Genomic DNA, 13524 nt, shown 5'->3' on the forward strand with positions numbered 1-13524 from the left:
TTCCCCCTCTCCCGCTGACCCCCGCGATCCTGAAGAAAGTGGCGCATATGGATATCCCGCTCGGCCTGACCTTTGATGACGTGCTGCTCCGCCCGGCGCAAAGCAGCATCTTGCCCAGCATGGCCGACACCTCGACCCGGCTGACGCGCGACATCGCGCTCAATATTCCGGTGCTGTCATCGGCGATGGACACCGTGACCGAGGCGGATATGGCGATTGCAATGGCGCAGCTGGGCGGGATTGGCGTGCTGCACCGCAATCTTGAGATCGCAGAACAGTGCGCGGCAGTGCGCGCGGTCAAGCGGTTTGAAAGCGGGATGGTGGTCAACCCGATCACCATCGGCCCCGATGCGACGCTGGGCGATGCGCAGGCGTTGATGCAGCAACACCGGATCAGCGGCATTCCGGTGACGGACCGCGATGGCAAGCTGGTTGGCATCCTCACCAACCGCGACGTGCGCTTTGCCGAAAATCCGGCGCAGCCGGTGCGTGAGTTGATGACCACCGAAAACCTCGCCACCGTGCCGCTCGGAACCGGGCAGGAGGAAGCGCGGCGGTTGCTCCACGCACGGCGGATTGAAAAGCTGCTGGTGGTGGATGATGCGTTCCGTTGCATCGGCCTCATCACGGTCAAGGATATCGAAAAGGCGGTGAATTACCCCAACGCGACCAAGGACGCCGCCGGGCGCCTGCGGGTGGCGGCGGCGACCACGGTGGGCGATGCCGGGTTCGCCCGCACCGAAGCGCTGGTCGATGCCGAGGTTGACGTGATCGTGATCGACACTGCGCACGGCCACAATGTCGAAGTCGCGCGCGCGGTTGAACGCGTGAAGAAGCTGTCGAACGCGGTGCAGGTGATCGCGGGCAATGTCGCCACCGCCGAAGCCACGCGTTCGCTGGTCGATGCAGGCGCCGATGCGGTCAAGGTCGGGATCGGGCCGGGGTCGATCTGCACCACCCGCGTGGTCGCCGGAGTTGGCGTGCCGCAGCTGACCGCGATTCTGGAAAGCGCTGCCGAAGCCGCCAAGTCAGGCGTGCCGGTGATAGCCGATGGCGGTCTGCGCACCAGCGGCGATGCGGCCAAGGCGTTGGCGGCGGGCGCTTCCAGCGTGATGATCGGTTCGATGCTGGCCGGAACCGCCGAAAGCCCCGGCGAAACCTTCCTGTTTCAGGGTCGCAGCTACAAGAGCTATCGCGGGATGGGCAGCGTCGGCGCGATGGCGCGCGGCAGTGCCGACCGTTATTTTCAGCAGGATGTTTCGGCATTGAAGCTGGTGCCCGAAGGGATCGAAGGTCAGGTGCCGTTCAAAGGCTCTGCTGCCAATGTCGTCCACCAGCTGGTTGGCGGGATCAAGGCGGCGATGGGCTATACCGGCTCTGCCACGATTGCCGATTTGCAGAAGCGCGCGCAATTTGTGCGGATCACCAATGCCGGGCTGTCTGAAAGCCATGTGCACGATGTCGCCATTACCCGAGAGGCACCCAATTATCCCACACGTTAAATCAGCGCGCAGCGAGCTGGGGGCATGACCCCCGCCGCAAGGGTGCAGGCAGCCATCGATCTGCTCGATACGGTCATCACCGCTGCGCGCGGCAAGGGCGCGCCGGCTGACCGCATTATCGCCGAATATTTCCGCACCCGCCGCTATGCCGGATCGAAAGACCGGCGCGCGGTGCGCGACCTGGTGTATCAGGCGATCCGCCTGTGCGGCCCGGTGCCCGAAAACGGGCGCGCGGCGATGCTGGCGGTCGCGGGGCAGGACGCTGCGATTGCGGCGCTGTTCGATGGATCGCCCCACGGCCCCGCGCCGAAAGCCGAGGGCGAGCCGGTGGCCAAGACTGGCCTCGCGCCCAAATGGTTGGTGGCTGCACTCAGGGCATCGGGGCTGGGCGGGCCAGAGATTGCCGCGCTGCTCGACCGTGCACCGCTTGATATCCGGGTCAACGCGCTCAAGGCGGATCGTGCCACGATCGTATTGCCCGAAGCAGGCGAGCCACTCGCCGCCGCGCAGGCGCTGCGGTTCCCGTCTGGCACGCAGGTCGAACAGTGGGATGCCTATGCCGCAGGGCTGATCGAGGTGCAGGATCACGGCAGTCAGCTGATCATCGATGCGCTGCCGGTGCAGCCGGGCGACACCATCATCGATCTGTGCGCTGGCGGCGGCGGCAAGACTCTGGCGCTGGCAGCAAGGCTGGGCAATGCGGCGAGCATTATTGCCGCCGATACCGACAAGCGGCGGCTGGGCAACCTTGCCCCGCGCGCCGAGCGGGCGGGTGCGGCAATCGATCACATCGTACTGCTCGATCCCACCCGCGAAATGCGCGCGCTGGGCGATTGGGCGGGCAAGGCCGATCATGTGCTGGTGGATGCCCCGTGTTCGGGCAGCGGAACGTGGCGGCGCAGCCCCGAAGGGCGCTGGCGGCTCGATCAGGCGGAACTGAAACGGCTCAATGCCTTGCAGGATCATGTGCTGGATGTCGGCTCCTATCTGGTGCGTCCCGGCGGTTCGCTGGTGTTCGTCACCTGCTCGGTGCTCGATGCCGAGGGGGTAGACCGGATCGCTGCGTTTCTGGCGCGTCATCCCGGTTGGCAGGCCGAACCATTGCCGCTACCATTGGGCCGCGCGCACGGGGCGGGCCACCGGCTCGATCCGCTCCATGATGGCACGGATGGATTTTTCATCGCCTGCTTGCGTTCACCGTGATAGTCTCCAATGCTATGACCCAACCTTCCGGTTCCCGGTCCAAAGCATTGAAGGAGCTTTTGATGCGTTTTGCGCCTACTGCTGCCGCCCTTTCGCTGTGTCTGGCCATGACGGCGAGCGTAACTTTCGCTGGATCGGGCACTCCCGATGCGCGCGCAGCGGCGCTGGTGGCGCAGGGACAGGCGGCGTTGCAGGCGGGCGAAACGCAGGCCGCGATTGACGCATTCGAAGCCGCGCTGGCGGTTGATCCTGGCTACACCCCGATCTTCATTGATCTGGCCGAAGCCGCGCGCCAAAGCGGGCTGCAGGGCAAGGCGATCCACTACTACCGCGAAGCGCTCGAACGTGATCCGGGCAATTTCGCGGCGATTTCAGGCGAAGGCGCGGCCTTGGTGGAAAAGGGCGCGTTGGAAAAGGCCAAGCGCAATCTTGCCACGCTGCAAAGCCTGTGCGGCGATAATTGCCCCGAAACCGTGGCGCTGCAAGGCTCCATCGCGCGCGGGGTTCCGGCAGCGCGGCTGGCAGCCGATAGCGCGGCCGATGGCGCAGCGGTCAGCAACTGACAACTTAGATCAGCGGCAGAAACTCTGCCACCAGCGCGGCGTAAACATCGCGTTTGAACGGGATGATCAGATCGGGCAGCGTTTCGATCTCTACCCAGCGATAGGCGTTGAATTCGGGCGAATCGTGCGCTTCCAGATCGATATCGGCATCGGTGCCGAGGAATCGGCCAAGGAACCAGTATTGTTCCTGCCCGCGATATTTGCCCTTCCACACCTTGCCCAGCAATTCGGGCGGCAGGTCGTAGAACAGCGGGCGTGAGGCCGGAGCGATCACTTCGACCAAGTGCGGCCCGATCCCGGTTTCCTCCACCAATTCGCGCAAGGCGGCATCGCGCGTGTCTTCGCCCGGATCGATCCCGCCTTGCGGCATCTGCCAGAACCCGTGCGCCGATGCGTCGATGCGCTCACCCACGAACACCAACCCTTCGGCGTTGACCAGCATGAAGCCCGCGCAGGGGCGATAGGGCAGGTCTTTGTGGCTCATGCCGGGTTTGCCAGCATGAACTGCATCGCAGCGATGATGCGTTCCAGATCGGCTTGGGTGCTCGGCACTGCGCCGCGCAGGTTGGTGAAGGAATGCGTCACCCCGCGCATTTCGAGGAACACCACGTCGCGCCCCGCATCGACTAGCGCTTTCGCATATGCGCGGCCCGAATCGCGGATCGGATCAAGGCTGGCGGTGGCGACGATGGTCGGCGGGGCATCGCTGTGATCGGACAGGATCGGGAAGCCGCGCGGGTCGCTGCGGTCGGCACCGTAGGCGGCATCAAAAAAGCCCATCGTGTCGGCGGTTAGCAGGAAGCCTTCGGAAAAAGCCGCCATGCTGGCCGAACCATTGGCATCAGCAACCAGCGGAAATAGCGGCACTTGCAGCACCACCGGCACGGCGGCGGGGTTCGCGCCCAGCATTTGGCTGACGACCACGGCGGCATTGCCCCCGGCACTGTCCCCGATGGTGATGATGCCAGAGGCGGCGCGGCCCAATTCGGCAGGACTGCCAGCCACCCAGCGCGCCGCCGCCTCGCAATCGAGGATCGCGGCGGGGAAGGGGGCTTCGGGTGCGAGGGCATAATCCACCGCCACCAGCGGCAGATCGATCAGCGCCGCGATTTCGGTGCAGAGCGCGTGGTGCGTGTCCAAATCACCGATCACGAACCCGCCGCCGTGAAAGAACACCACCACCGGTGAGGCCGCGTCGCGGCTCTCGCGGGCATCGTAGAGCCGCAGCGGGATGTCGCCAGCCGGGCCGGGGCAGGAAAGATCGCGGATCACCGCCAGATCGCGCGCCGGGCGGTCGGCGATATTGTGCATCGCCTGATAGGACGCGCGCGCCTCCTCCAGCGACAAATCGGCAAGCTTTGGCCCGTTCACTGCCGCCATCATGTCGAGGAAGCCCTTCATGTCGGGGCGGATGAATGGGCCAGAACTATTAGAGTGATCGGTCATTGCGGTTCTCTCCTGGAATTGCTTTGGCGCTGCGATAGGCGAGGGCGCACCAGTTTTCCAAGCGCATTTGCAGTTCCCTTGCCGTCCGCGCGTCGCTAGCCAGCGAAGTCATGGACAATCTGACACATAGCCTTGTCGGCGCAGTGCTGGGGCAGGCGGGGCTGAAGCGCACCACCGGCCTTGCCATGCCTGCGCTGATCATCGGCGCGAACCTGCCCGATGTGGACGCGGCGTGTTTTTTCTGGCTGGAAGGCACCGAACACCTCGCCTTCCGGCGCGGGATCACCCACGGCCCGCCCGCGCTGCTACTGTTGCCGTTGATATTGGCGGGGCTGCTGTGGGGGTTTGACCGCTGGCAGACCAAGCGCGGGACGCGGCCCGACGGGCGGCTGCCGGTGCGGATTGGCTGGCTTTATGGACTCGCCTTCATCGGTTGCCTTGCCCACCCGGCGCTGGACTGGCTCAACGTTTACGGAATCCGGCTGCTGGAGCCGTTTTCGTCGCAATGGTTCTACGGCGATACGCTGTTTATTATCGACGTATGGCTGTGGGCGGTGTTGATTGGAAGCATCTGGTGGTCGCGGCGGCGGGAGAAACGGGGCGAGGCGTGGATGCGGCCTGCGCGGGTGGGGATTGCGGTGGGGTTGGCGTATATCGCGATGAACTGGGGGATTAGTCAGCAGGCCAGCGCGGCAGGCGAGCATGCGCTGGAGGTCGGTGTAAGGCCCATCGCCTCGCCTGTGCCGCTAGCTTTCTGGGAGCGCGAACTGATCTTCTACGTGAAGCAAAATTCGCCCATTCCCGATGCTGTACTAGGACGCTGGTCGCTCCTTCGCGGTACGGATCAGCAATCGTGGCAAGGTGTCGGAGGCCATTTCCCGCTCGTCGTGAACGAAGGGGAAAAACTTCCCGTATCTCTCGACACATTCAAGTTCGATCCTCAAGTCGCTGCATTCCTTTTCTGGTCGCGGGCCACCGTAGCGGAGTGCGAGAAAGGTTCGGTGATCCTCTACGACGCCCGCTTCTACGATCCGCGCGCGCGGGGGCGGTTCTCGGTTGCGTTGCCTGACGTGGAGTGTGAGGAACTTACAACGAATTAATTGCCTTAAGTCCCAAAACCCGTTCGTGCTGAGCTTGTCGAAGCACTGTCCTTCTTTCTGGGGCTGGGGACAGAAGAAAGTGCAGCCCTTCGACAGGCTCAGGGCGAACGGAGTTTGATGTTGTCCGATACCCAACTCGTATGGCTGCGGCGCGATTTGCGCCTTGCCGATAACCCAGCGCTCTATCACGCCGCCAAGGCCGGGCCGGTGGTGTGCGTCTATGTGCTCGATGATGCGGCGCCCAAACATCACGGCTATGGCGGTGCGTCACGCTGGTGGTTGCATCATTCGCTGGCGAGCCTTGCCCGCAGCCTTGAAGCACGCGGGAGCAAGCTGATCCTGCGGCGCGGCGATGCGGTGGAGGAACTCGCCAAGCTGGCCGAGGAAATCGGCGCGGCCACCATCCACGCCAATCGCCATTACGAACCGTGGTGGAGGAAAGCACAAGGGCGGCTGGCCGAACGCCTCACCCTGCAACTTTACGATGGCAATTATCTGATGCCGCCGGGCAGTATCGCCACCGGGACGGGCGGGCAGTACAAGATCTACACCCCGTTCAGCCGAGCGGTGCGCGCAGAGTTCCCCCCGCGCGATGAATTGCCAGCACCCGAAAGGCTAAGCGCGCCGGATAACTGGCCCGCGTCCGACGACCTCGCATCATGGAACCTGCTCCCGACCAAGCCCGACTGGGCGGGGGGGATGCGCGATTTCTGGCAGGTGGGAGAGGCCGCCGCGCAAGAACGCCTCAACTGGTGGGAAACCCACGTCGACGATTACGATGAAAAGCGCAATTTCCCCAGCGTCGACAAAGTCTCGCGCCTCTCCCCCCACCTGCATTTCGGCGAGATTTCGCCCGTTCAGGTGTGGCACCGCTTTCAACACAAGCGCTCGGATGGCTGGCGCACCTTTGAAGGCGAACTGATCTGGCGCGACTATGCACAGAACGCGATCCTGCAATTCCCCGCCTATGCCACCCAGAACTACCGCGAGGATTTTGACCGCTTCCCGTGGCGCGACCCCTCGACGGACGACGCTGCTGCCCGCGACCTCAAAGCGTGGAAGGAAGGCCGCACCGGATACCCGATCGTCGATGCCGGGATGCGCCAATTGTGGCAGACCGGGTGGATGCACAACCGCGTCCGCATGATCACGGCGAGCTTCCTGATCAAGCACCTGCTGATCGACTGGCGCGCAGGCGAAAAATGGTTCTGGGATACGCTGGTCGATGCCGATTATGCCTCGAACGCCACCAACTGGCAGTGGACGGCGGGGACGGGCGTGGATTCCAATATGTTCAGCCGGATCATGGCCCCGCTCAGCCAGTCTGAGAAGTTCGACGCGGCCCGTTATATCCGCGAATATGTGCCCGAACTTGCCGCGCTGGATGCGCCCTATATCCACGATCCCGAAGAGTTTGGAAGGCGACCGGCGGGCTATCCGCGCAAGATCATCGCGCACCGCGCCGCGCGCGAACGTGCGCTGACGGCGTTGCAGGCGATGAAGGGCGGGTGAGGGGAGGAAGCCCCACAGGGCTTGCCCACGCCGACTTCCCCCGCCTATGCACTGCGTATAAATGCATGAAAGGGATATGATGATGGGCGGCGCACAGCGGATTTCGCGTTTGGTTTCAGGCAGCGCGCTCGCTGCTTTGCTGGCGGGATGCACCGGCACAATTGGCGGCGAATCGGCTGTTGTCCCGCCGCCTCCGCTCACCGCGCCGATCACCCAACCGCCGCCGCGCGACCAAGCCGATTTGCAGATATTGTTCTGGAACGATGACCAGCGCAGCAAACGCTTCCGCGCGATGGAACAGTGGTTTGCCGGCCACGAAGTGCCTGCCGCGCGTACGCCGCGCATCTTGCCGAAAGGCGCACCGCTTAGCCAAGCGTTGCAAGCCGATCTGAAGGCGCTGATGAAGGACACCAATGCTTCCGGGATCATGGTGCTGGTTGATGGCAAGGTGCGGTATGAAAGCTATGCTCTCGGCCTTGGCCCCAAGGATCGCTGGACCAGTTTTTCGGTCGCCAAAAGCTTTACCTCGACCTTGCTTGGCGCGGCGATCAAGGATGGGTTTATCACCAGCCTTGATGATCCGGTGACGCAGTATATCCCTGACCTCGCCGGTTCAGCCTATGAAGGCGTAAGCGTGCGTCAGCTCGCCACCATGACCAGCGGGGTCGCATGGAACGAGAATTACACCGATCCCAATTCCGATGTCGCGCAGATGGCGCGGTTTGTGGTCGACCATGGCCCCGATGCGGTGGTCGCCCAGATGAAGGCACTCCCGCGCGAGGCACCGGCAGGCGAAAAGTGGGTTTATAAAACCGGCGAGACCAACCTGATCGGGGTGCTGGTTGAAAACGCGGTCGGGATGCCGTTGGCCGAATATGCGCGGGCCAAGATTGTCGAACCGGCGGGCTTTGCCGGGGGCATGTTCTGGATGGTTGATCCGCGCGGCGGTAATATCGGCGGGTGTTGCCTGTCGCTCCGGCTGTCGGATTATGCGCGGATGGGCCAGTTCGCGCTTGAAGGCGGCAAAGGCACAGTTCCCGAAGGCTGGTTTGCCGAAGCAGGCAAGCCGCAGGTCGATTTCGGCCCTGATGCGCCGGGCTTTGGCTATGGCTACCAGTGGTGGACCTATCCCGGCGGCAATTACGGCGCTCAGGGGATTTTTGGACAGGCGATCACGCTGGTGCCGGACAAAAAACTGGTGATGGCAGTGGTCAGCAATTGGCCGACGGCGACCTCCAGCGAAGCGCGCAGCCAAGCGCGCGCGGTGGTGGCCAAGATTGCCGAGAGCCTGGAATAACCTCCAGACCCGGCCCGATCAGATCACCTGACGGTACACGCCGATATTGCTGTAACGTTGCAGGATATTGTCGTGCACGATCGGGCTAAGCAGTTCCGAAAAGGCACATCCGACGATGCAGTTATCCCACCACACCACCTCGGCCTGCAGCGATTCGAGCCCCGGCAATGTCAGCCAGCACATCTGGCCTTCGTGCATCCGGTTGATCGACGCGGCGGAAAAGCCGGAAATCGACAGGTCATGCACCACGCTCTGAAAAGCGCGCCCGCCCGATGCGCGCAAGGTCGCCGGGATCGTCAACCGTGTTCGCGGCGCGCAGCGATCTTCCTGTGCGGCCGTAAGGTAGGGATCAGAAGTAAGCGCCATCACTGGGAACCTTGTATACTTAGCCTGTGGTCTCGAGAGTCGGATGGTCCAGCGGCTGCTATGCCAGCGCATCCCCTAAGACGCATTTGCCGAAAAGGGTTAACGACCAGGTAGGTATTTGCGGGGAGTGGCGCCCGAACCGGGGCCGAGCCCTATCCGATGCGTTCGCGGTGGAGCGTGTCAAACCCTTGGGTAAGCAGCGCAACCAGACGGTTGGCGACCACTTCTGGGGCCTTGACCGTTTGCGGGTCTTCACCCGGATAGGCGCGGGCGCGCATTTCGGTGCGGGTCGCGCCCGGATCAATGATGGCGACGCGCAAGGGGCTGAGCCGCTCGACTTCGGCAGCATAGGTTTCAAGCAGGTTTTCAAACGCCGCCTTGGTCGATCCATAGGCACCCCAATAGGGGCGGGGGGTAGCGCCGACGCTGCTGGTCAGCCCGATGATGCGGCCTGCCTCGGCCCGGCGCAGCAACGGATCGAACCCGGCGATCAGCGCCTGCGTGGCGACCACGTTGGTGAGCAAGGCCTGATTGAACTGCTTCGGTTCAACCTGCGACAGCGGGGTCAGTTCGGGCAGGTAGGCTGCGGCCAGCACCATGATGTCGAGCGTGTTCCAGCGTCCGGCAATCGCACCCGCCAGCCGCGTGACTGCATCGGGCTCCATCAGATCGAGCGGCGCAATGGTCGAGGTGCCGCCGAAAGCGTGAATCTCATCCTCGACCGCTTCCAGTGCCTTTACCTTACGCGCCACCAGAATCACGTGCGCGCCAGCCTCGGCCAGCGCTTTGGCAGTGGCGGCCCCGATCCCGCGGCTTGCGCCTGTGACAAGCGCGGTGCGCCCGGATAGCGGTTTCGTCGTCTCGGTCATGGAATCAGGCGGCTTTCGGATCGGCAAAAGGAAGTTCAGCAGCCTTGTTTTCGGCCTGCGATAGGTCAGTCAGCGCGGTGGGGTAATCGCCCGAGAAGCAAGCGTCGCAGAATTGCGGGCAGGCGGCATTGCGATTTTGCGAACCGACGGCGCGGTACAATCCGTCAATCGACACAAAGGCGAGGCTGTCAGCCTTGATGAATTCGCGCATCGGTTCCAGATCCATCCGCGCGGCGAGCAGTTTGGAACGTTCCGGCGTATCGACTCCGTAGAAACAGGAATACGCAGTCGGCGGGCTGGCGACGCGGAAATGCACTTCGGTGGCGCCAGCTTCGCGCATCATCTCGACGATTTTCATGCTGGTGGTGCCGCGCACAATCGAATCGTCGATCAACACGATCCGCTTGCCCGCCACCAGCGCGCGGTTGGCGTTGTGCTTGCGCTTGACCCCCGAATGGCGCGCACCGTCAGACGGTTGAATGAAGGTGCGCCCGACATAGTGCGAACGGATGATGCCGAGTTCAAACGGCAGGCCCGAAGCTTGCGCGAACCCGATTGCGGCAGGCACGCCGCTATCGGGCACCGGCACCACCAGATCGGCATCGCACGGGGCTTCCAATGCCAGCTGGGTGCCGATCGCCTTGCGCGCTTCGTAAACGCTGCGCCCGGCAAATACGCTGTCGGGGCGGCTGAAATAGACGTGTTCAAAGATGCACGGGCGGGGCTGTGGTCTGCCAAACGGGCGCACACTGGTAATTTCGCCGGAGAAATCGACCAGCACCAACTCGCCCGGTTCAACTTCTCGAATGAATTCGCCGCCAACCACATCGAAGGCGACGGTTTCGCTGGCAAACAGGATCGTCTCTCCCATCCGGCCCATCACCAGCGGACGAATGCCCAGCGGGTCGCGGCAGGCGATCATGCCTTCGGGGGTCATCACGATCAGCGCATAGGCGCCTTCGACCAGCCGCAGCGCGTCAACCAGCCGATCAGCGATAGTGGGATAACGGCTGGTTGCAACGAGGTGGATGATCACTTCGGTATCGGAGGTCGATTGAAAGATCGAACCCTTGTTCACCAGATCGGTGCGCAGCATCATCGCGTTGGAGATATTGCCGTTGTGCGCCACCGCGAACCCGCCGCTGGCGAGTTCGGCATAAAGCGGCTGAACGTTGCGCAGGCCCGATCCGCCGGTGGTGGAATAACGCACGTGACCTGCCGCCATGTGGCCGGGCAATTCGGCGATGGCCTCGGGTGAGGAGAAATTTTCGGCAACATGGCCAAGCCCCCGGCGCGAGTAAAACTCGTGACCGTCAAAGCTGGTGATCCCGGCGGCTTCCTGCCCGCGATGCTGCAACGCGTGGAGGCCCAAAGCCGTTGCTGCGGCCGCATCGGAGGCATTGATCGCGCCAAATACCCCACATTCTTCGCGCAGCTTGTCTCCATCCGCATCAAGGAAGGGGTGGGTCATATTCAGGGGTGTCATCGGTATCACCAGACCTGTCGGCAAGATTGCTTCCGGGGCGCTCCGCCCCAATGGCGATGTGACGGATCAATTACAAGCGAAAGCGGGATGGCGATGCCCGGCTTTTTGCTGACCACGTTGTGACAAGTCTGGATTGCTTTGGTGGTGCCGGGGACAGGTTTCAACGCGGGATTGCGGCCTTTGCCCCGGCGCACTACAGGCAATGTTCACCTTACAGGCAGCACTGACCTTCCCATGCTCTCCCCATTCGAATGGATGATCGCCAAACGGTACCTCTGGCCCGGCAAGGGGGAGGCGTTCATTGCGCTGGTCGCCGGGATTTCGGTGGGCGTGGTGATGTTGTCGGTCGCGATGCTGGTGATCGTGATGAGCGTGATGAACGGCTTTCGCGCTGAATTGATGGACAAGATCGTCGGGCTGAACGGCCATGCGATTGTGCAGGCCTATGGCGGCAGGCTGGATGATTGGGAAAGCGTGCTCGCCAATGTCGAGCGCACGCCCGGCGTCGTCGATGCCTCTCCGCTGATCGAACAGCCGCTGTTGACCAGCTTCAATGGCCGGGCAGAAGCAGTGTTCGTGCGCGGCCAGACTGACAAGGATATTGCCGAACTGGGTGAAAAGGTCGTGCTGGGCGACATGGCAAGCTTGCGCGATGGATCGGGCCGGATCGCTATCGGCACGCGGCTGGCGCAGAATATCGGCGCGCGGGTGGGGGATACCATCACCATCATCAACCCGCAGGGCCGCGCGACGCCATTCGGCACCTCGATCCGGCAGGTCGGGTATGAAGTCGGCGCGATCTTTGAAGTCGGCATCTATGACTATGACGAGAAATTCGTCGTCCTGCCGATCAAGGATGCGCAGAAATTGCTATTGATGGGCGATTCCATCGGGATGATCGAAGTGACCGTGGATAACCCTGACCGGGTCGGCCAAATCCTTGAACCGCTGGCCACGCAACTGGCGGGCAAGGCGGTGATTGCCGACTGGAAAACGATCAATTCGGCGCTGTTCGAAGCCTTGCAGGTTGAACGCGTGGCGATGGCATTTGCGCTGAGTTTCATGGTGCTGGTGGCCGCGTTCAACATCCTTTCCAGCCTGGTGATGCTGGTGCGCGCCAAGACCCGCGACATTGCGATCATGCGGACAATGGGGGCAACGCGCAGGAGCTTGCTCAAGATTTTCGTCACCACCGGCACCACCGTCGGTGCGATTGGCACCTTTGCCGGTCTGGTGCTGGGCGCGATCGTGCTGTTCTTCCGCGAGCCGATTGTCGATTTCATCGCGTTCACCACCGGGCAGGAAATCTGGGATCCGCAGGTGCGGTTCCTTACGACCCTGCCATCGCGCACCGATCCGTGGGAGATCGCCGGGATTGTTACGCTCGCGTTGGTGATGAGCTTTCTGGCCACGCTCTATCCGGCGCTGAAGGCGGCCAATACCGATCCGGTGCAGGTGCTGCGTTATGAATAGCCCCTTGAACCCTGACGCTCTGATCGTTTCGTTGAAGGGCTTGAAGCGCACCTTTGAACAGGGCGGCCAGCGTATCGAAGTGCTGCGCGGGGTCGATCTCGACATCATGCCGGGGGAAATTGTCGCGCTGCTCGGCCCTTCGGGTTCGGGCAAATCAACGATGCTGCAAGCGGTCGGCCTGCTTGAAGGCGGGTTCGAAGGATCGATCAGCGTGGCGGGGGAACGCGCGGAGGAGCTTGCCAGCGATCAGCGCACCCGGCTGCGGCGTGAACATCTGGGGTTCGTTTACCAGTTCCACCACCTGCTGCCCGATTTCGATGCGCGCGAGAATGTGGTGATGCCGCAGATGATCCTCGGCACACCGCGCGCTGATTGCGAAGAACGCGCCGATAGTCTGCTCACCAGCCTCGGCCTCGGCGAGCGCCTGACCCACCGCCCCAGCCAGCTTTCGGGCGGTGAACAGCAGCGCGTTGCGGTTGCCCGCGCGCTGGCCAACCGCCCGATGCTGGTGCTGGCAGACGAACCGACCGGCAATCTTGATGAACACACGGCGGACAAGGTGCTAGAACAATTCCTCGCGCTGGTGCGCGGTGAAGGCAGCGCGGCGCTGGTCGCGACGCATAATGAACGGCTTGCCCGGCGGATGGACCGCGTGGTGCGACTCCACGACGGCGTGCTGACCCACGGGCTTTGAAAAGGATGGGCGC

General features: G+C 63.1%; 13 protein-coding genes. 8 read left to right on the top strand and 5 right to left on the bottom strand.

The genetic code is table 11. The features are described from left to right. Positions 1-47: 47 nt before the first annotated feature. The 3 genes from guaB (at position 48) to ABIE62_RS05875 (ending at position 3268) form a co-directional block, all read left to right on the top strand. Positions 48-1502, top strand: coding sequence for an IMP dehydrogenase (gene guaB / locus ABIE62_RS05865; RefSeq protein WP_354324352.1), 1455 nt, complete (start codon positions 48-50; stop codon positions 1500-1502). 24 nt (positions 1503-1526) lie between these two features. Then, a complete protein-coding gene (locus tag ABIE62_RS05870) occupies positions 1527-2705 on the top strand; it encodes an RsmB/NOP family class I SAM-dependent RNA methyltransferase (protein ID WP_354324354.1) in 1179 nt (392 codons plus the stop codon). Between the two features lie 62 nt (positions 2706-2767). Next, positions 2768-3268 (top strand): tetratricopeptide repeat protein, encoded by a 501-nt coding sequence (locus ABIE62_RS05875; RefSeq protein ID WP_354324356.1) that lies wholly within the window; start codon positions 2768-2770, stop codon positions 3266-3268. Positions 3269-3272: 4 nt separating this feature from the next. Here ABIE62_RS05875 and ABIE62_RS05880 read toward each other — a convergent pair whose 3' ends face one another. Beyond that, positions 3273-3752 carry an RNA pyrophosphohydrolase gene (locus ABIE62_RS05880; protein WP_354324358.1) on the bottom strand — a complete coding sequence of 160 codons (480 nt, stop codon included), beginning with the start codon at positions 3750-3752 and terminating at the stop codon, positions 3273-3275. Continuing rightward, positions 3749-4714, bottom strand: coding sequence for an alpha/beta hydrolase (locus ABIE62_RS05885; RefSeq protein ID WP_354324360.1), 966 nt, complete (start codon positions 4712-4714; stop codon positions 3749-3751). Before ABIE62_RS05885 ends, ABIE62_RS05880 begins: the two co-directional genes overlap by 4 nt. A gap of 110 nt (positions 4715-4824) precedes the next feature. On the opposite strand from ABIE62_RS05885, the gene ABIE62_RS05890 reads away from it, so the two are divergent. The 3 genes from ABIE62_RS05890 to ABIE62_RS05900 all read left to right on the top strand — a co-directional run bounded on the left by ABIE62_RS05890 (position 4825) and on the right by ABIE62_RS05900 (position 8623). Next, complete coding sequence (locus tag ABIE62_RS05890) at positions 4825-5814, top strand: metal-dependent hydrolase (RefSeq protein ID WP_354324362.1); 990 nt, start codon at positions 4825-4827, stop codon at positions 5812-5814. Positions 5815-5934: 120 nt separating this feature from the next. Beyond that, entirely contained in the window at positions 5935-7326 is a 1392-nt protein-coding gene (locus tag ABIE62_RS05895; RefSeq protein ID WP_354324521.1) for a cryptochrome/photolyase family protein, read from the top strand. Positions 7327-7387: 61 nt separating this feature from the next. Then, positions 7388-8623, top strand: a complete 1236-nt coding sequence (locus ABIE62_RS05900; protein WP_354324363.1) for a serine hydrolase domain-containing protein — start codon at positions 7388-7390, stop codon at positions 8621-8623. 18 nt (positions 8624-8641) lie between these two features. On the opposite strand, the gene ABIE62_RS05905 is transcribed toward ABIE62_RS05900, so the two are convergent. From ABIE62_RS05905 to purF, 3 genes are all read right to left on the bottom strand, one after another. Next, positions 8642-8989 (bottom strand): PilZ domain-containing protein, encoded by a 348-nt coding sequence (locus ABIE62_RS05905; protein WP_354324365.1) that lies wholly within the window; start codon positions 8987-8989, stop codon positions 8642-8644. A gap of 152 nt (positions 8990-9141) precedes the next feature. After that, complete coding sequence (locus tag ABIE62_RS05910) at positions 9142-9858, bottom strand: SDR family NAD(P)-dependent oxidoreductase (protein WP_354324367.1); 717 nt, start codon at positions 9856-9858, stop codon at positions 9142-9144. A gap of 4 nt (positions 9859-9862) precedes the next feature. Further along, the gene (gene purF, locus ABIE62_RS05915; protein ID WP_354324523.1) at positions 9863-11335 is read right to left on the bottom strand and encodes an amidophosphoribosyltransferase; all 1473 of its coding nucleotides are present in this window, start codon (positions 11333-11335) and stop codon (positions 9863-9865) included. A gap of 243 nt (positions 11336-11578) precedes the next feature. On the opposite strand from purF, the gene ABIE62_RS05920 reads away from it, so the two are divergent. Both ABIE62_RS05920 and ABIE62_RS05925 read left to right on the top strand, forming a co-directional pair. Continuing rightward, positions 11579-12817 (top strand): lipoprotein-releasing ABC transporter permease subunit, encoded by a 1239-nt coding sequence (locus ABIE62_RS05920; protein WP_354324368.1) that lies wholly within the window; start codon positions 11579-11581, stop codon positions 12815-12817. Next, positions 12810-13511 (top strand): ABC transporter ATP-binding protein, encoded by a 702-nt coding sequence (locus ABIE62_RS05925; protein ID WP_354324370.1) that lies wholly within the window; start codon positions 12810-12812, stop codon positions 13509-13511. The genes ABIE62_RS05920 and ABIE62_RS05925 overlap by 8 nt, the downstream gene beginning before the upstream one ends. Positions 13512-13524 lie beyond the last annotated feature (13 nt).

Origin of the sequence: Porphyrobacter sp. MBR-155 (assembly GCF_040547625.1) — a bacterium.
In the GTDB taxonomy this organism is placed as follows: domain Bacteria; phylum Pseudomonadota; class Alphaproteobacteria; order Sphingomonadales; family Sphingomonadaceae; genus Erythrobacter.